Consider the following 23023-nt stretch of genomic DNA (forward strand, 5'->3'; position numbering starts at 1 on the left):
TTCTTTATATTTTTAAATATTTTAAAAAGTTTTGAACATCATCCATAAAGTAAAGAGAGAGTATTCACTATCTTTTAACAACAAACAAAATCATTCTGAAATTATCTCCTTAGCCATTGTATTAAAATACACTCTCGCCCTTTTATGAAATGGAAACATACATCGATTGACTTCCTTCCTACCCTAAAACGGAAACTTCAACCAGAAAAGATCTATCAACAATCTTGCTTTTTATCTAACAGATTCCAACTGAGACCATTTCATATGGTTTATTTCACAAGCTCTCTACAAACAAATCCTGCCCTGAATTCTATCATATACTCTAACAAAAAACACCTTAATGTGGTAAATTTTCATACCTTATATTAGAGCTCTAAACGGTAGTATTTTACGGAACAACACGATAAGATTCCCATTTCATTTTACGAAATCCCATCGAACCATAAATAATGGCTTATGTTTTACAAGCAACAGAAAAAGCGCGTGCTCTCTTAAGCAAAAAATGTCATAAAACACAAAACATGCCAGCAATGGACTGGAAAGATGTTCCGGCTTTTTATGCTCCACAGTATGCTTGAATATTCTAATTTGTTGGAGCACTATTATTGTTTTTTTATCAAAGATCATACTTTTGATAGACCGACGAGATGACTCAACTCAAAAAAAATTATCTTCAATTTTATGAAAAAAAGCATGGAAAAGATATTTTAATGCTTACTTTCTTTGTCACTTAACTTATAAAATGACTGTAGCCTCAGAACTGAAATATTTTGCCCGCAACAATCGCACACAGATATTTGTCATAGGAAAAAGTCATGCCCAAACGCACAGATATAAAATCTATTCTTATCATCGGAGCAGGACCTATTATCATTGGTCAGGCATGTGAATTTGATTATTCAGGCACTCAAGCCTGTAAAGCATTAAAAGAAGAAGGTTATCGAATTATTTTGGTAAATTCTAATCCTGCCACGATTATGACAGATCCAGATTTAGCTGATGCAACTTATATAGAGCCCATTACTCCTGAAATAGTTGCCCAAATTATTGCCCACGAGCGTCCCGATGCCCTTTTGCCCACTATGGGAGGACAAACAGCCCTCAATACTGCTTTATCATTAAAGCGTATGGGTATTTTAGACCGCTATCATGTTGAAATGATAGGAGCCAATGCTGATGCTATTGATAAAGCTGAAGATCGTGCTTTATTCCGCCAAGCGATGGCAAAAATCGGTTTGGAAACGCCACGCTCTATGTTAGCGAATGCAACAGAACTGAAAGAAGAAAATCGCCAACAACACGCAAAAACATGTGCTGAACTTAAAGCAAAGCTTTCTGGTGCTGCGCTTGACAAAGCACTCGAAGAACTTGAGCGCAACTGGCGACATACCGAAGCTGATCGCAAACAACATTATATCGCTCATGCAACAGCAAAAGCAGTTCGAGCCCTTGATGTTGTTGGACTTCCAGCTATTATTCGTCCTTCATTCACCCTTGGTGGAACTGGTGGTGGTATCGCTTATAACCGCTCTGAATTCTACGAAATTATCGAACGTGGTCTTGAAGCTTCGCCTACAACAGAAGTATTAATTGAAGAAAGTGTTTTAGGATGGAAAGAATATGAAATGGAAGTTGTTCGTGATAAAAACGACAACTGTATCATCGTTTGTTCTATTGAAAACATTGATCCAATGGGGATTCATACCGGTGATTCGATCACTGTAGCACCTGCTCTCACCTTAACCGATAAAGAATATCAATGTATGCGTAATGCTTCGATTGCTGTTTTGCGTGAAATTGGTGTTGAAACAGGGGGATCCAATGTACAGTTTGCTGTCAATCCTGAAAATGGGCGCCTCATTGTTATTGAAATGAATCCGCGTGTTTCTCGCTCTTCAGCACTTGCCTCAAAAGCAACAGGATTTCCCATTGCCAAAGTAGCGGCTAAACTGGCTGTTGGTTATACACTTGATGAATTAAAAAATGATATAACGGGTGGCGCAACACCAGCATCATTTGAACCTTCTATTGACTATATTGTGACAAAAATTCCTCGTTTTGCTTTCGAAAAGTTTCCCGGTTCATCACCTGTCCTCACAACTGCGATGAAATCTGTAGGAGAAGTCATGGCAATTGGACGCACTTTTCAAGAATCGTTACAAAAAGCACTCCGTGGACTTGAAACAGGGCTTACAGGTCTTGATGAAATTGTGATTCCAGAGCATGCTGAAGGTGATGAAAAAAGTTCTATACGTTCAGCCATTGCCATACCAAGCCCTGATCGTCTACGCTATGTTGCTCAAGCCATGCGCTCAGGCTTACCCTTAAATGAGATACACCAAATTAGCAAAATTGATCCGTGGTTTTTAGAACAAATAGCCTCCATCATTGAAATGGAGCAGCGTATCCGCATTCATGGATTACCCCAAGACTCAGATAACTTACGTATGTTAAAAGCTATGGGCTTTTCAGATGCGCGATTAGCCTCCCTTACAGGGAAAGAACCCGATTATATCGCAGCTTTACGCAAATCACTGAATGTTAAACACGTCTTCAAACGGATTGATACTTGTGCCGCTGAATTTTCTTCTCCTACAGCCTATATGTATTCAACATATGAAGTTCCCTTTGCAGGTGTAGAGCACTCGGAAGCACACGTTTCTGAACGCAAAAAAATTGCTATTTTAGGCGGTGGACCAAACCGCATTGGGCAAGGTATTGAATTTGATTACTGTTGCTGTCACGCTGCTTTTGCACTGCGTGATGCAGGCTTTGAAGCGATTATGATTAACTGTAATCCTGAAACAGTTTCAACTGACTATGATACCTCTGATCGCCTTTACTTTGAATCTTTAACAACAGAAGATGTTATCGCTATTTTAGAAGCAGAACAGGAAAAAGGAGTTTTGGTTGGAGTCATCGTCCAATTTGGCGGACAAACACCCTTGAAATTGGCAAGCGCTCTAGAAAAACACAACATCCCCATCCTAGGTACTTCACCTGACGCTATCGACTTAGCAGAAGATAGAGATCGCTTTCAAAAACTGTTATTTAAACTTAACTTAACACAACCTCAAAATGGTATTGCCCACTCCATCGAACAAGCACGCCTCATTGCCCACGAACTAGGATTCCCATTGGTTGTACGTCCCTCTTATGTTTTAGGAGGACGTGCTATGCAAATTATCCGTGATGAACGTAGTTTACAAAATTATTTACTTGAGAGTGTCCCTGAATTAATTTCAGAAGATATCAAAGTCCGTTATCCTAACGACACAACAGGACAAATCAATATATTGCTTGGTAAAAATCCGCTTCTCTTTGATACCTATTTAACAGAAGCAATTGAAGTAGACGTTGATTGTCTATGTGATGGCAAAGAAACACTGATCGTTGGTATTATGGAACACATTGAAGAAGCTGGTATCCACTCTGGTGATTCAGCATGTTCTTTACCAGTCCATACACTCTCAAATAAAATAGTTACTGAATTAGAGCGCCAAACCAAAGCATTAGCACAAGCACTTCATGTTCGCGGTTTAATGAATGTACAATATGCCATAAAAGATGACACCATTTATGTCTTAGAAGTCAATCCCCGTGCTTCACGTACTGTCCCATTTGTTGCAAAAACGATTGGTCGCCCTATTGCTAAAATGGCTGCACGTATTATGGCAGGAGAAACGCTTCATGATGCTCTTCAAGCTTATGGTGGATTACCTTCTTTACAGGAAAAACAACATATAGCCGTCAAAGAAGCAGTGTTTCCTTTTGCTCGTTTTTCAGGTGTTGATACACTTCTTGGTCCAGAAATGCGCTCAACCGGTGAAGTTATGGGACTTGACTATGAATTTTCGCTTGCTTTTGCTAAAGCCCAACTTGGAGCTGGTGTAAAACTCCCTAAAGAGGGAACTTTGTTCGTTTCTGTAAGAGATGAAGATAAAAAACGCATCTTAAATCCTGTAAAACGTTTAACTGAGCTTGGCTTTTCTGTTGTCGCCACAAGTGGAACACAAAAATTTCTCACCGAACACCACGTTGAAGCAAAAAAAATCAACAAAGTTCTAGAGGGGCATCCTCATATTGAAGATGCTATTCGTAATCGCCAAATTCAATTGATTTTTAATACAACTAGCACTGCCAGTGCCATCTCAGACTCAAAATCATTACGTTATGCAGCACTTATGCAAAATGTTCCCTATTATACAACAATAGCTGGAGCCGAAACCGTCGCAGAAGCGATCAAAGCACTCAAAAAAAGGCGCCTTGAAGTACGTTCACTACAAAGTTATTTCAGTTGAATTTTCTCTACTCAGCAAAATGTACACTGTTTTCTTATTTTTTCTTTATATAAAATTTGATTAAGACTTGCTTTTTGTTCTAAAGACTTTTATAGAGGTTTCATCGAATTTTCGGTTACGTGACTTTCTTTCCTGTGCGATCTGCACTTTTGACGAAACTTCTCCCACCTAATTTCGATCTACAACCGTATTGAAGGAATGAAAGCTTCAATACTCAATATAATTATATATTCTAAGGAGTTTCCTATGTCTACAGGAACAGTTAAGTGGTTTAATACAACAAAAGGTTTCGGATTTATTCAGCCTAGTGATGGTAGTGCAGATGTATTTGTACACATTTCTGCCGTCGAGCGTTCTGGTCTAAACAGTCTTAATGAAGGGCAAAAAATTTCCTATGATGTTCTTCAAGATCGTCGTTCAGGAAAATTTGCCGCTGGCAATCTTGCAGCCCTTTAAAGTTTAAATTCTGCAATATTTTATTTAAAAATCTTCGTCTGTAACGACGAAGATTTTTTTTATTTTGTATGAAGCATCATTTTACCTTGTAAAAATATAAAGACTGCTTATCTCCTTTGCACAATTTATAAAACCTCCCTTATACTTCCTCAAAAACTTTCATAAAATCTAAGAAGAGTTTATCTTGTAAAAATCTCAAAAAAGAAGAATGTAAAGCCCGTGTAAGAGTATTTGGGAAATTTTTTATTGCATACAATATAATCTCTTATAGAATATCCTTAAAGCAATAACCATTTGTTGATATAATATAAGGATTTAAAATTATGGCTTTTATTGCCGACAAGCTGTCTCGTATCAAACCTTCTGCAACAATTGCTGCTTCTCAAAAGGCCCGTCATTTAAGAACATTAGGGCGCGATGTTATTGCTTTAAGTGCTGGAGAACCAGACTTTGATACCCCAGATAACATTAAAAATGCGGCTATTGAAGCTATTCGAAGAGGAGAAACAAAATACCCTCCCATATCTGGAATTCCAGAATTGCGCCAAGCAATTTCTGCAAAGTTTAAAAGAGAAAATAATCTCAATTATGAACCAGAGCAAATTATTGTTGGAACCGGTGGTAAACAGATTCTCTTTAATGCATTGATGGCAACTTTAAATAAAGGGGATGAAGTCATCATTCCATCTCCTTATTGGGTAAGTTATCCAGAAATGGTCGCACTCAACGATGGTACGCCCGTCTTTTTAGAAACAAAAGCCGAATTTTCTTATAAACTCCAACCACAAGAGCTAGAAGCTGCTATTACCCCCAAAACCAAATGGTTCATCTTTAACTCTCCTTCAAATCCATCAGGTGCCGCTTATACACATAATGAATTGAAAAAACTCACAAATGTTTTAGCAAAATATCCTCATGTTTACATCCTTTCCGATGATATATATGAACATCTCACATATGAGGGTTTTACCTTTGTTACTCCAGCTCAAGTAGAACCAGCACTTTATGAGCGTACACTCACAATGAATGGTGTTTCCAAAGCCTATGCGATGACGGGATGGAGAATCGGCTATGCAGGCGGACCACAAGAATTAATTAAAGCTATGGATACCATTCAAGGACAGCAGACATCTGGAACAAGTGTCATTTCACAATGGGCTGCTGTTGAAGCTCTCAATGGACCACAAGACTTTATCGCTAAAAATAAAAGTATTTTTCAAGAACGCCGTGATCTCGTTGTTTCCATGCTCAACCAAGCTCCTGGCATTCACTGTCCAACGCCCGAAGGTGCTTTTTATGTTTATCCTTCTTGCACAGGACTTATTGGAAAGAAAACACCCAACGGTCAATGTATTACGAATGATGAAGACTTTGCCATAGCGCTTCTAGAAACAGAAGCTGTTGCTGTCGTCCAAGGATCTGCTTTTGGACTTGGATCAGCTTTTCGTATTTCTTATGCAACATCAGAAGAATTACTTGAAGAAGCTTGTATACGTATACAGCGCTTTTGCAACAGTTTAATTTAAAATTTTTAATACCATCTCTTGTGATCGTTTTTTTGCCGAATGTCAGTATAGGCGAGAAAATATCGGAAACTGTATCATGACCTGAATCAATCGATTCAGTAAAAATATCCATGAATAAACACATGTAGATAAAGATCAAAAAAATCTAGCGATCAAATAAATGAATCGGTTTATTATCATGAAAGATGAAAAACCTTTTCTGCTTTCTCCATTCAATTTATAACTCTAAAAAAGATCGAGAACTTTTAAATACAATTGCCCTTATAATCAAGAGCCCTTACAATCAAATCTTTTTTATTTCTCGGCTTCTTCTTGGTCCTAAAATGAAGAAGAAGCCACCTCCCGTCGTTATGTAAACAATCCAGTTTCCTTTAAGTTCTATCTAATAACGACTTGATTTACTTCATAGGCTTTATGAACAAAACCTGCCTTAAATATTCACCTCACACTCTAATAAAAAGCACTTCATGTATAAAGTTTTAAATATTTTATATCACGTCCCTAAAAGACAGACTTTTATGCTACAACATGATAAATCTCTCTCAAACTCCTTATTGAATTGTAGTATTCTTAAAAAAATGTTGGATATCTACAAATTTCGAAATTTTTTCCTTATCATCCTCCCATATATTGCAATTTCTAGGAGCTCTTTCAAAAATAAAAAAAAGCCGGACATCTGTCCGGCAAATTTGGAAAATCCTCAGAGATAAAATCAATCTGATAGATCTTCGTAAGGGAACACTCAAGAAAATGCACTGGGAGGCAACATAATCAAGAGATAGTATTCTATGTCATCTTATAAGAAAAAGTACAATAAAGACTTAAGCGTATCTGCTATGCAATAAACACATAGCTTTAAATTTGTCTCCATCATGTACCATTCTTTTTAATTAAATATAAAAATGTAAGCTACACCATCACACGATTGTCCAGTTTTCAATATATAATAACTCTCACATTCGCTAGTATTCATAAAAAACATTTATCCCTTTTTCCAAAAGTATTTCTCCACACGGACTCCCCCCACTTTTAATATGCAACGAATAGTTTTAATTGATTCAATATAGGCAAATTTGAAACGAAAGAATATTAGGGAGTCTCAAGTTATAGAACAGTTAATTATTCCTTATAAATTAAGGCATTAACATTAAAAAGACCACTGACGGGCTTTTAAAAAAATATAATCTCGAAAAGCATTTAATCTTGCCAAATTCTTTAAATTATAAGGATAACAAAAAAAAGTATCAAACGAAGGAATATCAACCATATCAGGAAAAAGACGCACCAAATGCTCATCATTATTGACGATATAATCAGGCAGCACAGCAATCCCAAGATCACGCATAAGCGCATTCTTTATTGAGATAATATTGTTGATTTGTAGAACTGAAACGCGCAATGATCCATCACTTCTACCAGCCTTTTCCAACCAATTTAAACCAGACAAATAAGGTGGGACAGGTTCACCGAACGAAATAATACGATGCTCATCGAGATCAGACAATTTTTCCGGCTTTCCATAATTTGCAATATACTTTTCCGAAGCATAAACATGCATATGAATTGTAAAGAGTTTTCTTTGTATAAGATCAGGTTGTTGGGGTTGATGTAAGCGAACAGCACAATCCGCATGACACATTGTCAAATCAAGCTCTTCATCGGAAAGCAAAAGCTGAACCTGCATATCAGGATAAAGACTAAGAAATTCTGGCATACGCTCTGCAATCCACCCTGCCCCCATTCCAAAGGTCGAGGTCACACGCAAGTGCCCCGTTGGTTTTGCATAGCTTTCACTTAATTGCAAACGTACACTTTCAAGCTTCATCAAAACATCATGAGCTGTACGATAAAGAGTTTCTCCCTGTTCTGTAAGAATCAAACCACGCGCATGACGTTGAAATAAGGATACCCCAACCTCTTGTTCTAAAGCCGAAACCTGTCGTGAAACTGCTGATTGAGATAAATGAAGTTTTTGAGCAGCATGCGTAAAAGATCCCGCTTCTGCTGCAGCGTGAAAAACCCTTAACTTATCCCAATCCAACGGTGGCGCCACAATTAATTCTACCTCTAGATTCTTTATGTTCTCAATGAATTACTAACGCTTAGGTATATCCAAAAACCGTTCTGCTTCCAACGCTGCCATACATCCTCTTCCTGCAGCTGTTACAGCTTGGCGGAATATTTCATCTGTTACATCCCCAGCAGCAAAAACACCAGCAATGCTTGTTGCTGTTGAGTCCGGTGCTGTCCATAAATAGCCGCCTCGTTTTTGTTTCAGCTGTCCTTCAAACAGAGAAACAGCAGGATCATGCCCAATAGCAATAAATATTCCCTCTGCATTCACTGTCATCTCGTGACCTGTCTTAACATTTTTTAGACGTGCCCCTGTTACAACAGCGCCCACTGCCCCCTGTGCAGGCAGCCCCACAATTTCTTCCACCACATGATCCCAAATGATACGTACGTTCTTGCAAGCAAGCAACCTATCTTGTAAAATTTTTTCTGCCCGAAACTGCCCCCGCCTGTGAACCACGCTTACACTTTTAGCCAAATGCGATAAATAAAGTGCTTCTTCAACAGCGGTATTTCCTCCTCCCACGACAATAACGTCCTTATCACGGTAAAAAAAGCCATCACATGTAGCACAAGCGGACACACCACCGCCCATAAAGGTCTGTTCACTTTCTAAACCAAGCCAGCGCGCTTGAGCTCCTGTTGCAATAATCAGGGAATCACAAGAATATTGTGTTCCTGAATCCCCATATAAAACAAAAGGATACTTCAACAAATCAGCCTTTATAATTGTATCATAGAAAATTTTTGTCCCCATATTCTCAGCTTGTTTCGCCATTTGTTCCATCAACCACGGTCCTTGAATGGGATCTGCAAAACCTGGATAATTCTCAACATCAGTTGTAATTGTCAATTGTCCACCCTGCTGCAAGCCCGTCACCAAAACCGGCTTAAGCATTGCTCTTGCTGCATAGATCGCCGCTGTATAACCAGCCGGACCTGAGCCAATAATCAGCAGACGAATATGTGATTGTACCATTAAATCCCCTTCACTTTATTATAACTTAATTATTCTATAAATGATAACGGAATGCAGCCTTTTAAAAAAATATTTTTCAAGAACTCCAATTATGTTATACATACTTCATTTTCAAGTTTTATGAAAAGGTCTGATTACAAATTTCATCAAGGCATGCTAATGTTAAGAATTAATCTTTATCCTATGAAGAGAAAAACGTAAATTCTTATGAGCACAAAACCATAATAAAAAGAGATACAAAGATAGGGAACGGTCATTTTTCAGTTTATTATCAATGTTTGTGCACGGTTTGCGTTAATCATGGCAGGAGCAATGCTTTTGCCAATTTTTGTGGATCTGCACGACAACAATCGTAATTGGATAACCTTTCTCTATTCTTGTGCCATAACCACCATGTTAGCAACGCTGATTCTTTTAGCAACTAAGGGAGCTACTTGTCGTTTTTCAGCACGGCTTGGCTTTATGCTCACTGTTTGCCTTTGGCTAACAGGAAGTATCGTAGGTGCCTTACCTCTTTATCTTTCTCCTCTTCCCATTTCTCTAGCAGGAGCGATTTTTGAATCTGTTTCTGGAATTACAACAACAGGCTCCACAGTCCTTTCTGATCTTGATAATTTATCGCGAAGTATTTTGTTATGGCGTTCTCTTATATGCTGGATTGGGGGTATTGGTTTTATCGGTTTAGCCCTCTTACTTTTGCCTTCACTGCGTGTGGGTGGCGTACGACTTTTTCATATGGAATCATCTGATAAATCTGAAAAAATATTGCCTCGCATCAACCAAATTGCTAACGGAATTATCATCGCTTATGTTGGGTTAACATTGGCTTGTATGCTTTCTTATTTTGCTGCAGGCATGAATTTATTTGATGCCATTAACCATGCAATGAGTACAGTCGCAACAGCTGGTTTTTCAACGCATGATGCTTCTTTTGGTTATTTTTCTGATACACCAGCCATCTTAATTATTTCAACAATCTTCATGTTGCTTTCTGCTTTGCCCTTCGTACTTTATGTTAAATTAGTCCTTCCTGGACACTCCAAACGCTTCCTTGACCCACAAGTGATTGTTTTTCTCCATATCGTTCTCCTTTTCAGCTTTGCTTTAGCGGCATGGCTACGGTTTTATGATCATCGCGCGTTCCACTTGATTTTCCTTGATGTCATTTTTCACCTTTCATCCATTATTAGCACCACAGGTTACAGCGCTGAAGATTATCAACTTTGGGGACCGTTTGCGCTTGGAATTTTCTTCATTGTTTCTTTTACAGGCGGATGTGCTGGTTCTACTTCTGGTGGCATGAAAATCAATCGCCTCATTATTCTTTGGCGTATTACACAAACAAATATAGAAAAACTTCTTTCTCCTAATGTCGTTGTAAAGGCCCGCTACGATCACTCAAATATATCAAACGATGTTGCTCAAGCCGTTTTGTTTTTTGTTTGTCTTTATATGTTTTGCCTCGTTATCGGCACTGCACTTTTGCTTACAACCGGTCTTGACTTTACCTCTGCCTTTACGGGAGTCTTAACCGCACTTTCAAATGTTGGTCCAGGCTTTGGAGATATTATTGGCCCCACTGGTAATTTCTCTACAATCAACGATAATGCTTTATGGATTTTAAGTTTTCTAATGTTAGCTGGACGCCTTGAAATCATAACAATATTCGTCCTTTTTATTCCCGCTTTCTGGCGTGAACAATTCTAATGCATAGAGCATTTTATTCTACTATGATAAAAAATTTACAATATAAAAAGGCGTGAACAGTATGAGTCATAATATTCACCCCTTACTCAATCCACTGAAGATTTCCTAAAATTTCATACAAGTCATCATATCAACGATATAAATGTTGATATAAAAATAATTCGACAAGAACAATCAAATACCAAGAGCCTTCAAATCGAGAACATATAAAACTTCACTTTATTGATCTTCTTTATCAAATAAAGTGGGCACATAGAACATCCTTTTTTTACGAATAATCTCTCATGCAAAAAATATGAATATTTGCTGATAAAAGTGCTTTTTCTCTTTAATAGAGTTACATCCTTATAGAAAAAATGCTATTATATTATGGATTCACAAGCTTGTTTGTAAAAAAAATCTCACAATACTCATCAACCCCATTTCACGACAGTTCTCATGAAAGATATAAAATGGGCACCATCATTTTTACTTAAATAATAATAAGGTGCAAGTCGGTACCACAAAATAAGATATAAATTAGTACCACCATATTATTTTCTTTCTGTTAATGCCGTAACAACCTGCAGTTCAGACAATTTATAAGAAATCTCTTTACACCCTGTCTTCAATAGTTTTTATCCACCACATGCTTTCTTCCAATTGTGATGTGCAAGAGGATAGCTCTTATTCAAATTAAAAAGGTAAATTATCTATAGAAATCATATATATATATTGTATATATTGATCTTAGATCCATCTTATTATGAATTTATTGAAAATATGTACGACTATTTTACCCATGGAGACACCATAAATATCTTTTTTAAGACAAGAAAACGTTTTTTCCATCTATTTAAGTCTTCCAAAACGAACAATATCAGTACGACACCGTATATCTAGACTTGAGTTAAAGCATTATTTTCTTATTCTAAAATATCACTGAATAAAAATAGCTTTCCTCTCTCCTAATATGCTTTATCATAAAGCACATGTTGCTCTCAAGCGTATACATTTTTAATATTTTATCCAAAATTTTGAGAACTTCTTATAGCGTTCTACTAAAGAAAATATAAATTTTGTAAAATAACATTTATATCATTGAGCTGTTTTCTTGATGACTATGAAAAATCTTTAAGGAAAAAACTTTTTATCACTCCTCAAAAAGATTTTTGATATAATAATCAAAGTGTTTTTTCCGCAAACAGTTCTTTGTAAACATGCTCAATCTCGGTTGCCTCTTTTTCCAAAGGAAAGTGCGTACGAACATGGGTTAAAGCTTTCTTTCCGGCTGCCAATGTTTTTTCTACATCAGCAAAATAAGGTTCAATTGCTGCTTTTAAAGCCGCTCCATCTCCTGCTTTTACAACTGTTCCTGTTCCCTTGACCACCAATTCTTTAAAAATTCCTACATCACTCGCCACTACAGCCGTCTGTGATGCCATTGCCTCCAATGGTGTCAGACCAAAACCTTCCAAACGAGAAGGAGTCACATAAAGTGATAAACGGCGATACCACACAGGTATATCAAGCCTTTCACCAAGAAAAATAATGCGGTCGTTTAAACCAGCTTCAGCAATCTTCTGTCGTAATTTCTTTTCAAAACCATAATGCTGTTCTGTAGTCCGACCAGCGATAAGTGCTGTCCATTCGGGATAGTCAGGCAATAATGCTATCATCGCGTCCACAAACAAATCAGTACCCTTTAAATAGCGCACGCGCCCAAAACATCCTACCGCATATTTTCCTGGCACCCCAGTTGCTGGAAAGTAATCATCAGGAATTTTGGGGGGTGAAAAACGCCTAATATCCACTCCATGCATAATAACCTTATGAGGCACTTCTAGATAGGTTCCCGTACATACACTAGTAGCGATAACTTTATCCATACGACGAAGCAACCATTTGGTAAAAGGCTTGTGTTCGCGTCGAGATGCCGAAGTAAAGATGAGTTTAAGCTTCATTCGCAAAACATCGCGTAAAAACACCCCGCACAGCATCTCAATATTGCGTCGTGCATGCCAAATACGAAATGGCTTCCCTTTCGGACTTTTCCAAAGTCCGAAAAGGTCCTTAAAGGCAAGAGTCGGCAAAGTTTGTGGTAAACCAAACCCTAAAGTGGATATACGCACACCCTGTTCGCGTTGCAGTGGAATAAGCTGAATAATCGTAGATGTTACTCCCGATAAACGCCTTTTAAAGTGAGGCGCAATAATTTCAGTTTCGTCCAAAGATACACGCATAATAATCCATATGTTATTTAGATATACTGAACCTTAATGATCTCGTAATTATGCGCACCACCTGGTGCATTCACCTCAATCACATCACCTTCTTGCTTTCCAATGAGTGCACGTGCAATAGGCGAAGAAATAGAGATTTTACCAACCTTTACATCAGCTTCTTGATCTCCTACGATCTGATACACTTTTTTTTCTTCTGTATCCTCATCCAAGAGTTTAATGGTTGCTCCAAATTTTATTTTGTCGCCTGAAAGACGCGAAACATCTATAACTTCTGCTCGCGCAATATAATCTTCAAGCTCATTTATACGCCCCTCATTATGGCTTTGTGCTTCTTTAGCTGCATGATACTCAGCATTTTCTGATAAATCACCATGTGCACGCGCCTCAGAAATTGCTTCAATAATTCGCGGACGCTCCTGTTGTTGACGCCAACGCAACTCTTCTTTAAGACTCTCAAAACCAGCTGTAGTCATCGGAACTTTTTCCATAATCCGTCCCTTTCTATTACACGGAAGGTTTAATAAAAATACAAAAAACGGCTTCCAAAATTACTTTTGGAATCCGAAAACTACGATCTTTTTTATTATATAGTACAGTATCGCTATTTTCCATACAAAAATAAATAAAGGAAACAAAACATGCACAAATAGTGATTAAAACATCTCATTTTGGTGTTTAAAACGTTAAACTTCACTCTTCTCTTTAAAATCTCCTAAAGAAGAAAGAATTGTATTTTTTTCTGTTTTATCATAATCTAGCAAAAGAAATCATATGGGATACAAAGAGAGAAGGATAGAAAATCTCTAAAGAAATTCTTTACAGAAGAATGAAAAAAATCGTCATTTTTTTTATGTTTGGCTCTTTCTTTTTCGCCACAACAGTATCTGAAGCTGCGGATGCTTTTGTTACGAGAAATCTTAATTTTAGAACAGGTCCCAGCACTCAGTATGCACTTTGCGGCTTAATCTCTGCTGGAGAATTGGTTTTTGTTAAAAACTGTGAAGGCAATTGGTGCCATATCCGATATAACACTCAAATAGGTTGGGTGTCATCTCGTTATCTTTCATTTAAAGATGGAAATGATCTTTATCACACATACACGATGTCTTTAGTGCCCAAACGTACCGATTATTCTCCATAACAGCCATAATAATTTATGCCATCTTAAATATTATCATGGCAAAAATGCAATAGTGTCCACGAACAACCACAATATGCCCCCTCCAAAGAACCACTTCGAAGAATTCGTCTCATAGAAAAAACTTGATCAATATCCTAATGAAAGCTCCAATAAACCAAAATAAATCTGTTCAATAACGTTTTGCTGTTATCGTAATGAAATTGTAAAAATTAGTATTTTTTTTAAAATCACCAGCACTTTTCTATTAAAGGATACAACAATGAAAAATGGTGTTACAGCAACAGTTGAGGCTCTTTCTGCTCTGATTGCCTCAGGCAATCCTCTTTTTAAGAATGGCGTATTATGGACACCTCACCGCCCTATTCGTCCTGAAAAATCTGAAGGTGGCATTCCATTTCAACTCGAAACACCCTTTGAACCTGCAGGAGATCAACCTCAAGCAATTAAAACTCTGGTTGAGGGAATTCAAAAAGATGAACGTACACAAGTGCTTTTGGGTGTTACCGGCTCAGGAAAAACCTATACAATGGCCAAAATCATTGAAGAAATACAGCGTCCAGCTTTAATCTTAGCACCAAATAAAACTCTAGCAGCGCAGCTTTACGGAGAGTTTAAAAGTTTTTTTCCCCACAATGCCGTCGAATATTTTGTTTCCTATTATGACTATTATCAGCCAGAAGCCTACGTTGCACGCTCTGATACCTATATTGAAAAAGAATCCTCAATTAATGAACAAATCGACCGTATGCGCCATGCTGCAACACGTGCTGTCCTTGAACGTGATGACGTCATTATTGTCGCGTCTGTATCGTGTATTTACGGGATTGGTTCAGTAGAAACTTATACTGCTATGACCTTCAAAATAGAAAAAGGTGATAAACTCAATCAACGAAAACTCTTGGCTGATTTAGTCTCTCAACAGTATTATCGACAAGATATCAATTTCATTCGTGGTTCCTTTCGTGTTCGAGGGGATACAATCGAAATTTTCCCTGCCCACCTCGAAGATCGTGCTTGGCGTATTTCGCTCTTTGGCGATGAAGTGGAAACAATTACGGAATTTGATCCTCTAACGGGACAAAAAACAGGCGATCTTCAATCGATTAAAATTTATGCCAACTCACACTACGTAACACCACGCCCAACACTCAATCAAGCGATGAAATCGATCAAAATGGAACTCGCTCAACGCCTTGATGAGTTGAACGCAGCTGGACGTCTTTTAGAAGCACAACGTTTAGAACAACGTACAATTTTTGATTTGGAAATGTTGGAAACCACCGGCTCATGCTCTGGAATCGAAAATTATTCACGCTATTTAACAGGACGAAAACCCGGAGAACCACCACCAACCTTGTTTGAATACATTCCAAACAATGCTCTTGTTTTTATCGATGAAAGTCACGTAACCATTCCCCAAATTGGAGGCATGTACCGAGGTGATTTTCGAAGAAAAGCAACCCTAGCAGAATATGGGTTTCGCCTACCTTCCTGTATGGACAATCGCCCTTTACGCTTTGAAGAATGGGATGCCATGCGCCCACAAACTATTGCCGTCTCTGCAACACCAGGACGCTGGGAAATAGAACAATCTCATGGCACTTTTGCAGAACAAATTATTCGTCCAACAGGGCTCATTGATCCGCCAACAGAGGTTCGTCCAGCCAGCAATCAAGTCGATGATGTTGTAAATGAAATTCGTAAAACAATTCAAAAAGGCTACCGTACATTGGTGACAGTTCTCACAAAGCGTATGGCCGAGGACTTAACTGAATATCTCCACGAACAAGATATTCGTGTACGCTATATGCATTCTGACATTGATACATTAGAACGCATTGAAATTCTACGCGATCTGCGGCTTGGCACCTTTGATGTCCTCATCGGTATCAACTTGCTCCGAGAAGGCTTAGATATTCCAGAATGTGGTTTTGTTGCCATTCTAGATGCTGATAAGGAGGGCTTTTTGCGCTCTGAAACTTCCCTCATACAAACAATCGGACGTGCTGCACGTAACGTAGATGGCCACGTTATCCTCTATGCAGATACAATCACAGGCTCCATAGAACGAGCCTTACAGGAGACACAAAGACGTCGACAAAAACAAATAGCCTATAATGAAGAACACCATATCACACCCAAAAGTATCAAAAAAAATATCGGAGATATTCTCAATTCAGGCTATGAAAACGACCATATTCGCACAATTACCCCTGATGTCATCGAGAAAAAAAATATGGTTGGCAACAATTTAGCATCTCATATTAAACACCTTGAAAAATTAATGCATGAAGCAGCTGCTGATCTTAACTTTGAAGAAGCAGCACGCCTTCGCGATGAAATCAAACAATTACAAAAGATAGAACTAGAAATCGCTGAGAACCCCTTAACTCATCATAGCGAACAATCTACCCTTGAGCCCGTATTACAACCAAGTCTTTTCTCCAAACCAGACCTTGCACACATGGGACCAACCATGGATACTGGTATTTTGGAAAATCGAAAAGGAAAATCTGGTAACCCCCCCCCTAATCAAGCAACAATAAAACGAAAAAAAACGCAACCAACAAAGGAGTAAGAAATTTCAAACCGCCTAAAATAATCTTCAGCTCTTCTAAAAAAACAACTAAAGCTCAAAAGCAAACAGCATTATCCGCAAAACAGACAACCTCAAACATCAAGGGAGCTCCAATTTATCTAAAACACCATGAGAGAGAACTTTTTACAAAAAATGCCTAAACTTTATTAACTTTTTAAGTAATTTTTCTTGTTAAACCGCGTTATAAAAAATCCCTAAAAATGTAAAAAACTTCTAAACTCTAAAAAAGCAGACAAATTTAAAGAGAATGTTTTATATATATCAAAAAATTACTTACAATATATTATCTTTATACAGTTATACTCTGATATCGAACTCAAATATTATTTAGACTCACAAGAGAATATTCAAATATTACACTGTACTATAACACAAATAAAGTAAAACAAGACTTTATCGTAGAACCATAAACTCATGATAAAAAATGATAACTTTTATTCATACTCCTATTATTCAATTTATATTGTATCAAGTGATGCAAAAAATATCCCTAAATAAAGAGTTTATATTCCATAGTAAAAAATCGGGTACTCTTACTACAAACTTATTAATTAACCTCAAGCATAGTACATTAATTGAAATCAAAATTCTGTCATTATTTTATTTTACTGTATCTGAGATGGGTTTAACTAAATGAATTTTCATTTGTTTTGCCACAATAAAGTCCAAAATTATTCAGGCTCTATTCAGTTTGAAACATGTAGGATGTGAAAAATACGAATTTACACAAGGAGCATCATTATGAAAAAGATGATCAGGTTAGCGGTATTATCAGCAATGTCAACTGCAACCGTTTTCATGCCGCTAAATACAACGCTTGCGGATATGGCATGGTATCAAATGAGTGAAATGAAGAGGGAGTCTGGTTTACCGTCTCGCAATTTTAGCTCCCATTCTTTTCATAGTAAACATCACTCTTTTGATGATCCCCACAAGCGTCATTATTTCAGCCAGACATGGAGAGAACAACAACATCATCATGTTGAAAGCAAAACATATCATTATGTCGAACGTAAAAAGACAAAACACAGTAATATTCAAGGAGATGCTTTAGCATTGGGCATTCTTGCTCTTGCAGCAGGTGCAGTTCTTAGTAAAGTTTTTAAAAAACCAGAACAGCCACAAATTGTCTATCAAGACGTACCACAAAATCAGGTGATTTATCAAGTGCAGCAAACGGTGGAATATGAGCCAGTACAACAATCATCAGAATCTGATTGGCTTCAATATTGCAAGAAAAAATACCGTTCCTTCAACCCTAAAACAGGTACTTTTCGAGGCCGTGATGGCTTAAATCATGTCTGCTATGCTCCAGTAAATTGAATTAACATTGAGAAAAGCCCGCTCTAAAGCGGGTTTTTGATGCCCTCCCCCTTAAATCTCTTGAAGAAAAGGATTATTTTTGGCGCTCATAGCCTATGCTACTTTTGGGACCATGCCCACAGATAAAACAAACATCATCGCCTAAGGGAAAAACTTTTTCTCGAAGGGATTGCATCAATTTTTCATGGAAGCAGAATGGGATGCCATGCGCCCCCACAAACTATTGCCGTCTCTGCAACACCAGGACGCTGAGAAATAGAACAATCTCATGGCACTTTTGCAGAACAAATTATTTGTCCAACAGGGCTCATTGATCCACCAACAGAGGTTCGTCCAGCCAGCAATCAAGTCGATGATGTTGTGAATGAAATTCGTAAAACAATTCAAAAAGGCTACAGCACATTGGTGACAGTTCTCACAAAGCGTATGGCCGATTAAGCAATTTTTCTTGTTAAACCGCGTTATAAAAAAATCCCTAAAAAAGTAAAAAACTTCTAAACTCTAAAAAAGCAGACAAATTTAAAGAAAATATCTTATATATATAAATTCCTAAAATATATTATATTTATACATTTATACTCTGATATCGAACTAAAATATTATTTATCCTCACAAGATAATATTAAAATAGGACGCTGTTCTATAATACAAATAAATTAAAATAAGACTTTATCATAGCACCATAAGCATATGATAAAAAATGATAACTTTTATTTATACACCTATTATTAAATTTATATTGTATCAAATGATACAAAAATTATCCCTAAATAAAGAGTTTATATTCCATAGTAAAAAATCGGGTGGGGTCAATAAAAACTTATTAATTAGCCTCAAGTAGAGTACATTAATTGAAATCAAAATTCTTTCATGATTTTATTTTACTGTACCTGCAATGGGTTTAACTAAATGAATTTTCTTTTGTTTTGTCACAATAAAGTCCAAAATTGTTCAGGCTCTATTCAGTTTGAAATGTGTAAGATGTGAAAAATACGAATTTACACAAGGAGCATCATTATGAAAAAGGTGATCAAGCTAGCGGTATTATCAGCAATGTCAACTGCAACCGTTTTCATGCCGCTAAATACAACGCTTGCGGATATGGCATGGGATGTTACTCACTCTATCACGAGAGAAATAGATGATATGATGAGGAAGATGCGTAAAGAAAGAGATGATGCGACAAGGGAAATGGATAAGGAAATTGATATGTGGCGTTCCAGTTTTTCTAGCTCCCGTTGTTCTGATAGCAAAAATGTCTGTCATTCTGATGATTTCCAAAAGTTTGTTGATGATTTCCGCAAGCGTTCTGAAGAAAACTCTAGAAGATTTGAAGCCAAACATAATAGGACAGAACAACAACAACATCATCATCATTATCATCATTATCATCATGTTGAAAACAAAACATATCATCACATTGAGCGCAAAAAGACAAAACACAGTAATATTCATATAGACAACTCAGGAGATGCTTTAGCAGTGGGTATTCTTGGTACAATTTTAAAAAAACCAGAACAGCCACAAGTGGTTTATCAAATAGTACCAAAAAATCAGGTGATTTATCAAAAAGTTCCGCAAAATCAAAGAGTTTATCAAGTGCAGCAAACGGTGGAATATGAGCCACTCCAGAAATCATTAGAATCTGATTGGCTTAACTATTGCAAGAAAAAATACCGTTCCTTCAACCCTAAAACAGGGACTTTTCGAGACCGTAATGGTTTGGAACACATTTGTTATGCCCCAATAAATTAACTTCTGTTCTACTAAAAAAGTCTTAAATGGCACAAAAAAACGCTTCAAAGCGTTTTTTTGTTTGTTCATATATTAAAATCTTGAAGAAAAGGATTATTTTGGCGCTCATAGCCTATGCTACTTTTAGGACCATGCCCACAGATAAAACAAACATCATCGCCTAAGGGTAAAACTTTTTCTCGAAGAGAGTGCATCAATTTTTCATGAGAACAGAAGGGGAAATCAGTGCGTCCAATAGAACCACGAAAGAGCACATCACCCAAGAGAGCTAAGCGTTCTTTTTCATTGAAATAAATAACATGACCAGGAGAATGTCCTGGGGTGTGAAAAACCTTAAACACATGTCCAGCAAAATGAACGCACTCACCATCTTCTAACCATTGGTCAGGAATACAGATGCATGCATCAGTGATGCCGTAATTTTTTGCGCTTTCGCTCACGGCATCCATCACAGGCTTATCATCGCAATGTGAACCGATAATTTTTACATTAAGCGCCTCTTTCGCTTGCATTGCTGCTCCCACATGATCAAAATGACCATGTGTTATCCAAATAGCCTCAACGATAACGCCATTCTTTTCGATTACGTCTTGAATCCGCGGCCAATCACCACCGGGATCAACGAGAACCCCCGTTTTACATTCACTATCAAAAAGCAAAGTGCAATTTTGTTGGAATGTCGTAACTGGAATAATATGTATATTAAGACTACCCATAATATCCTTTTCAAAAATAACTTTTTTAAATTTATAAATAAAACTTTCTCTCCTTTAAGGTAAAGGTGCTGCTCGACAGCTTTATACAACTTATGTAAACTTGCATTTTGTGTAAACTAAATTTTTATCAAGGTTTTTAAGAATGTCCGATCATGTTCAAGTTTTGTGTGATGACGCACCTCACCTTCTTGTGATTGATGACGACACTCGTATCCGCAATCTTTTATTTCAGTTTCTCATTAAAAATGGATTTCGTGTTTCAGTTTCAGCCAATGCTAATGAAGCAAGACGACTGTTGGCAAGTTTAGATTTTGATCTTCTTATTGTTGATGTCATGATGCCTGGTGAAAACGGTATTGATCTTACTCATTCACTCCGGCAAACAAAGGATGTTCCTATCTTCATGCTAACAGCTTTATCAGAAATAGACAATCGTATCCATGGCTTAGAAGCGGGTGCAGATGATTATCTTGCTAAGCCTTTTGACCCTCGTGAACTTCTTCTTCGTATCAATGCCATTTTACGGCGTGGTTTTCCCCCTCACCAACCCAAAATTGAGCAGATCGTTTTTGGACCTTATATATTTTCAATTTCACGGCGCGAACTCAAAAAAGGGGGAGAAATTATTAAATTAACAGATAAAGAACAAGAAATGATGGTCATTTTTGCCGAAAATGCAGGCAATACAATTCCGCGCCATAAATTCGCGACCGATGACAGCAATATAAGTGAACGTACCATTGATGTACAAATCAACCGCCTTCGTCGTAAAATCGAAAAAAACCCACCACTGCCTATATGGCTCCAAACCGTGCGAGGAATAGGGTATAAACTCTCTATTGAATAGGCACAAGAATGATCAAACCTTTAAGATTTTTTCTTCGATGGTTAACGAAAAAAATGCCTAAACGGCTTTATGCCCGCTCTTTGATCATTATTATCGCTCCTATGGTGCTTCTGCAAACAGTCATTGCTTACGTTTTTATGGAACGCCATTGGCAAATGGTAACCGAGCGTCTTTCAATAGCTGTCGTGCATGACATTTCAGCTATTATCGATATCATTGAAACATATCCGCAACAAGATAACTATGAAGATATCAAGCGTATTGCACAACAACGCATGGGATTAAATATTTCTATCCTGCCCCCTTCCCCTCTTCCCCCTCCAGGACCTAAACCATTTTTCGCAATTCTTGATTATTTTCTGAGTGAAGAAATCACCCGCCAAATTAACCGCTCCTTCTGGATTGATACAGTAGGCGATTCTAATCTTGTTGAAATCCGTATCCACCTTGGTCACAACATCTTACGCGTCTTTGCTCCACGCAGCCAAGCCTACGCTTCCAATACTGCTATTTTTTTAAGCTGGATGGTAGGAACAGCGCTTGTTTTATTGCTGATAGCAATTTACTTTTTGCGCAACCAAATCAAACCCATTCAACAATTGGCTGAAGCAGCAGAAAGCTTTGGACGCGGTCGTCCTTTACCAAAAGGATTTCAACCACAAGGAGCTGATGAAGTCCGTCGTGCTGGCATTGCTTTTTTACGTATGCGAGAACGTATTGAACGCCAAATCGAACAACGCACCATGATGCTCTCAGGAGTAAGTCATGATTTAAGAACCATTCTTACACGCTTTAAACTTCAGCTAGCATTAGTAAATACTGACTTTGATATTAAACCGCTTGAGCAAGATGTAAGTGACATGCAAAATATGTTAGAAGATTATCTTGCTTTTGCTCGTGGTGAAGGAAGTGAAAGTGTCAAGACTTTTGATTTAAATGCTCTTATGCAAAAATTCTCCGCCGATGCTCATCTTCACAAACGTCAATTTTCTTACACCATTGAAGGTCCTACAGAAATACAAGTACGTCCCCGTGCTTTCATACGCTTGGTCAGCAATCTTGTATCAAATGCATTTTGTTATGGCACAACCGTTACACTAACAGCTAACTCTCAACAAGAATCTTTTATATTAATAATCGATGATAATGGACCTGGAATTCATGAAAATATGCGCACAGAAGTTTTTAAGCCATTCTTTCGACTTGATAAAGCGCGAAATCAAGATGCAAGTGGAACAGGACTTGGTCTTTCTATTGCTCAAGACATAGCACGCAGCCATGGTGGCAATATACAATTAGATGAGAGCCCACTCGGAGGATTACGCGCTATTCTTGATATCCCCCTATGAGCAATATTTCAGCAAACCATCTGTAA

General features: G+C 37.6%; 16 protein-coding genes and 2 pseudogenes. 12 read left to right on the forward strand and 6 right to left on the reverse strand.

Features of this window, described 5'->3' with window-relative positions:
- The first annotated feature begins 449 nt into the window (after nucleotides 1-449).
- The 4 genes from ACFIKG_RS00610 to ACFIKG_RS00625 all read left to right on the forward strand — a co-directional run bounded on the left by ACFIKG_RS00610 (nucleotide 450) and on the right by ACFIKG_RS00625 (nucleotide 6283).
- Nucleotides 450-578 carry a hypothetical protein gene (locus tag ACFIKG_RS00610; RefSeq protein ID WP_375651619.1) on the forward strand — a complete coding sequence of 43 codons (129 nt, stop codon included), beginning with the start codon at nucleotides 450-452 and terminating at the stop codon, nucleotides 576-578.
- Nucleotides 579-815: 237 nt separating this feature from the next.
- The gene (carB, locus tag ACFIKG_RS00615; protein ID WP_375651557.1) at nucleotides 816-4301 is read left to right on the forward strand and encodes a carbamoyl-phosphate synthase large subunit; all 3486 of its coding nucleotides are present in this window, start codon (nucleotides 816-818) and stop codon (nucleotides 4299-4301) included.
- A 246-nt stretch (nucleotides 4302-4547) separates the two neighbouring features.
- A complete protein-coding gene (locus tag ACFIKG_RS00620; protein ID WP_012754908.1) occupies nucleotides 4548-4757 on the forward strand; it encodes a cold-shock protein in 210 nt (69 codons plus the stop codon).
- 323 nt (nucleotides 4758-5080) lie between these two features.
- Nucleotides 5081-6283 (forward strand): pyridoxal phosphate-dependent aminotransferase, encoded by a 1203-nt coding sequence (locus tag ACFIKG_RS00625; protein WP_375651558.1) that lies wholly within the window; start codon nucleotides 5081-5083, stop codon nucleotides 6281-6283.
- 1147 nt (nucleotides 6284-7430) lie between these two features.
- Here ACFIKG_RS00625 and ACFIKG_RS00630 read toward each other — a convergent pair.
- Nucleotides 7431-8336 (reverse strand): LysR family transcriptional regulator, encoded by a 906-nt coding sequence (locus ACFIKG_RS00630; RefSeq protein WP_012754906.1) that lies wholly within the window; start codon nucleotides 8334-8336, stop codon nucleotides 7431-7433.
- A gap of 42 nt (nucleotides 8337-8378) precedes the next feature.
- Nucleotides 8379-9335, reverse strand: coding sequence for a thioredoxin-disulfide reductase (gene trxB / locus ACFIKG_RS00635; protein WP_375625809.1), 957 nt, complete (start codon nucleotides 9333-9335; stop codon nucleotides 8379-8381).
- Between the two features lie 312 nt (nucleotides 9336-9647).
- On the opposite strand from trxB, the gene ACFIKG_RS00640 reads away from it, so the two are divergent.
- A complete protein-coding gene (locus tag ACFIKG_RS00640) occupies nucleotides 9648-11042 on the forward strand; it encodes a TrkH family potassium uptake protein (RefSeq protein WP_375625807.1) in 1395 nt (464 codons plus the stop codon).
- A 1163-nt stretch (nucleotides 11043-12205) separates the two neighbouring features.
- Here the strand turns inward: ACFIKG_RS00640 and ACFIKG_RS00645 are convergent.
- Nucleotides 12206-13264, reverse strand: coding sequence for a glycosyltransferase family 4 protein (locus ACFIKG_RS00645; protein ID WP_375651559.1), 1059 nt, complete (start codon nucleotides 13262-13264; stop codon nucleotides 12206-12208).
- Nucleotides 13265-13281: 17 nt separating this feature from the next.
- Entirely contained in the window at nucleotides 13282-13755 is a 474-nt protein-coding gene (gene greA / locus ACFIKG_RS00650; protein ID WP_007347010.1) for a transcription elongation factor GreA, read from the reverse strand.
- A 338-nt stretch (nucleotides 13756-14093) separates the two neighbouring features.
- Here greA and ACFIKG_RS00655 point away from each other — a divergent pair, with 338 nt between their 5' ends.
- The 3 genes from ACFIKG_RS00655 (at nucleotide 14094) to ACFIKG_RS00665 (ending at nucleotide 18330) form a co-directional block, all read left to right on the forward strand.
- Nucleotides 14094-14408: an SH3 domain-containing protein gene (locus ACFIKG_RS00655; protein ID WP_273788409.1), complete on the forward strand. Its 315-nt coding sequence runs from the start codon at nucleotides 14094-14096 to the stop codon at nucleotides 14406-14408.
- A gap of 259 nt (nucleotides 14409-14667) precedes the next feature.
- Nucleotides 14668-16986, forward strand: coding sequence for an excinuclease ABC subunit UvrB (gene uvrB, locus ACFIKG_RS00660; protein WP_375651560.1), 2319 nt, complete (start codon nucleotides 14668-14670; stop codon nucleotides 16984-16986).
- Nucleotides 16987-17748: 762 nt separating this feature from the next.
- A complete protein-coding gene (locus ACFIKG_RS00665; RefSeq protein ID WP_375625802.1) occupies nucleotides 17749-18330 on the forward strand; it encodes a BA14K family protein in 582 nt (193 codons plus the stop codon).
- Between the two features lie 51 nt (nucleotides 18331-18381).
- Here the strand turns inward: ACFIKG_RS00665 and ACFIKG_RS00670 are convergent.
- A pseudogene (locus ACFIKG_RS00670) lies at nucleotides 18382-18535 on the reverse strand (MBL fold metallo-hydrolase); the annotation flags it as partial.
- Between ACFIKG_RS00670 and ACFIKG_RS00675 the strand changes: the two are divergent.
- Both ACFIKG_RS00675 and ACFIKG_RS00680 read left to right on the forward strand, forming a co-directional pair.
- A pseudogene (locus ACFIKG_RS00675) lies at nucleotides 18524-18765 on the forward strand (excinuclease ABC subunit UvrB); the annotation flags it as partial. The pseudogenes ACFIKG_RS00670 and ACFIKG_RS00675 sit on opposite strands and share 12 nt — an antisense overlap.
- A 582-nt stretch (nucleotides 18766-19347) precedes the next feature.
- Complete coding sequence (locus ACFIKG_RS00680) at nucleotides 19348-20085, forward strand: BA14K family protein (RefSeq protein WP_375651561.1); 738 nt, start codon at nucleotides 19348-19350, stop codon at nucleotides 20083-20085.
- Nucleotides 20086-20150: 65 nt separating this feature from the next.
- Here ACFIKG_RS00680 and ACFIKG_RS00685 read toward each other — a convergent pair whose 3' ends face one another.
- Nucleotides 20151-20801, reverse strand: a complete 651-nt coding sequence (locus ACFIKG_RS00685) for an MBL fold metallo-hydrolase (RefSeq protein ID WP_375625798.1) — start codon at nucleotides 20799-20801, stop codon at nucleotides 20151-20153.
- A 142-nt stretch (nucleotides 20802-20943) separates the two neighbouring features.
- Here ACFIKG_RS00685 and ACFIKG_RS00690 point away from each other — a divergent pair, with 142 nt between their 5' ends.
- Both ACFIKG_RS00690 and ACFIKG_RS00695 read left to right on the forward strand, forming a co-directional pair.
- A complete protein-coding gene (locus ACFIKG_RS00690; protein ID WP_375625796.1) occupies nucleotides 20944-21648 on the forward strand; it encodes a response regulator in 705 nt (234 codons plus the stop codon).
- A gap of 8 nt (nucleotides 21649-21656) precedes the next feature.
- Nucleotides 21657-22997, forward strand: a complete 1341-nt coding sequence (locus ACFIKG_RS00695) for an ATP-binding protein (RefSeq protein WP_375625794.1) — start codon at nucleotides 21657-21659, stop codon at nucleotides 22995-22997.
- Nucleotides 22998-23023: the final 26 nt, after the last annotated feature.

The sequence above is a fragment of the Bartonella sp. LB28NMGDW genome (assembly GCF_042194435.1).
Classification (GTDB): domain Bacteria; phylum Pseudomonadota; class Alphaproteobacteria; order Rhizobiales; family Rhizobiaceae; genus Bartonella; species Bartonella grahamii.

Bases quoted from the DNA above. Each gene is read 5' to 3' on its own strand.
- ACFIKG_RS00680 (WP_375651561.1), top strand. From the start codon at position 19,348: ATGAAAAAGGTGATCAAGCTAGCGGTATTATCAGCAATGTCAACTGCA.
- ACFIKG_RS00665 (WP_375625802.1), top strand. From the start codon at position 17,749: ATGAAAAAGATGATCAGGTTAGCGGTATTATCAGCAATGTCAACTGCA.
- ACFIKG_RS00625 (WP_375651558.1), top strand. From the start codon at position 5,081: ATGGCTTTTATTGCCGACAAGCTGTCTCGTATCAAACCTTCTGCAACA.
- greA (WP_007347010.1), bottom strand. From the start codon at position 13,755: ATGGAAAAAGTTCCGATGACTACAGCTGGTTTTGAGAGTCTTAAAGAA.
- ACFIKG_RS00695 (WP_375625794.1), top strand. From the start codon at position 21,657: ATGATCAAACCTTTAAGATTTTTTCTTCGATGGTTAACGAAAAAAATG.
- ACFIKG_RS00610 (WP_375651619.1), top strand. From the start codon at position 450: ATGGCTTATGTTTTACAAGCAACAGAAAAAGCGCGTGCTCTCTTAAGC.
- ACFIKG_RS00620 (WP_012754908.1), top strand. From the start codon at position 4,548: ATGTCTACAGGAACAGTTAAGTGGTTTAATACAACAAAAGGTTTCGGA.
- ACFIKG_RS00655 (WP_273788409.1), top strand. From the start codon at position 14,094: ATGAAAAAAATCGTCATTTTTTTTATGTTTGGCTCTTTCTTTTTCGCC.
- ACFIKG_RS00645 (WP_375651559.1), bottom strand. From the start codon at position 13,264: ATGCGTGTATCTTTGGACGAAACTGAAATTATTGCGCCTCACTTTAAA.
- ACFIKG_RS00690 (WP_375625796.1), top strand. From the start codon at position 20,944: ATGTCCGATCATGTTCAAGTTTTGTGTGATGACGCACCTCACCTTCTT.
- ACFIKG_RS00685 (WP_375625798.1), bottom strand. From the start codon at position 20,801: ATGGGTAGTCTTAATATACATATTATTCCAGTTACGACATTCCAACAA.
- trxB (WP_375625809.1), bottom strand. From the start codon at position 9,335: ATGGTACAATCACATATTCGTCTGCTGATTATTGGCTCAGGTCCGGCT.
- carB (WP_375651557.1), top strand. From the start codon at position 816: ATGCCCAAACGCACAGATATAAAATCTATTCTTATCATCGGAGCAGGA.
- ACFIKG_RS00640 (WP_375625807.1), top strand. From the start codon at position 9,648: ATGCTTTTGCCAATTTTTGTGGATCTGCACGACAACAATCGTAATTGG.
- uvrB (WP_375651560.1), top strand. From the start codon at position 14,668: ATGAAAAATGGTGTTACAGCAACAGTTGAGGCTCTTTCTGCTCTGATT.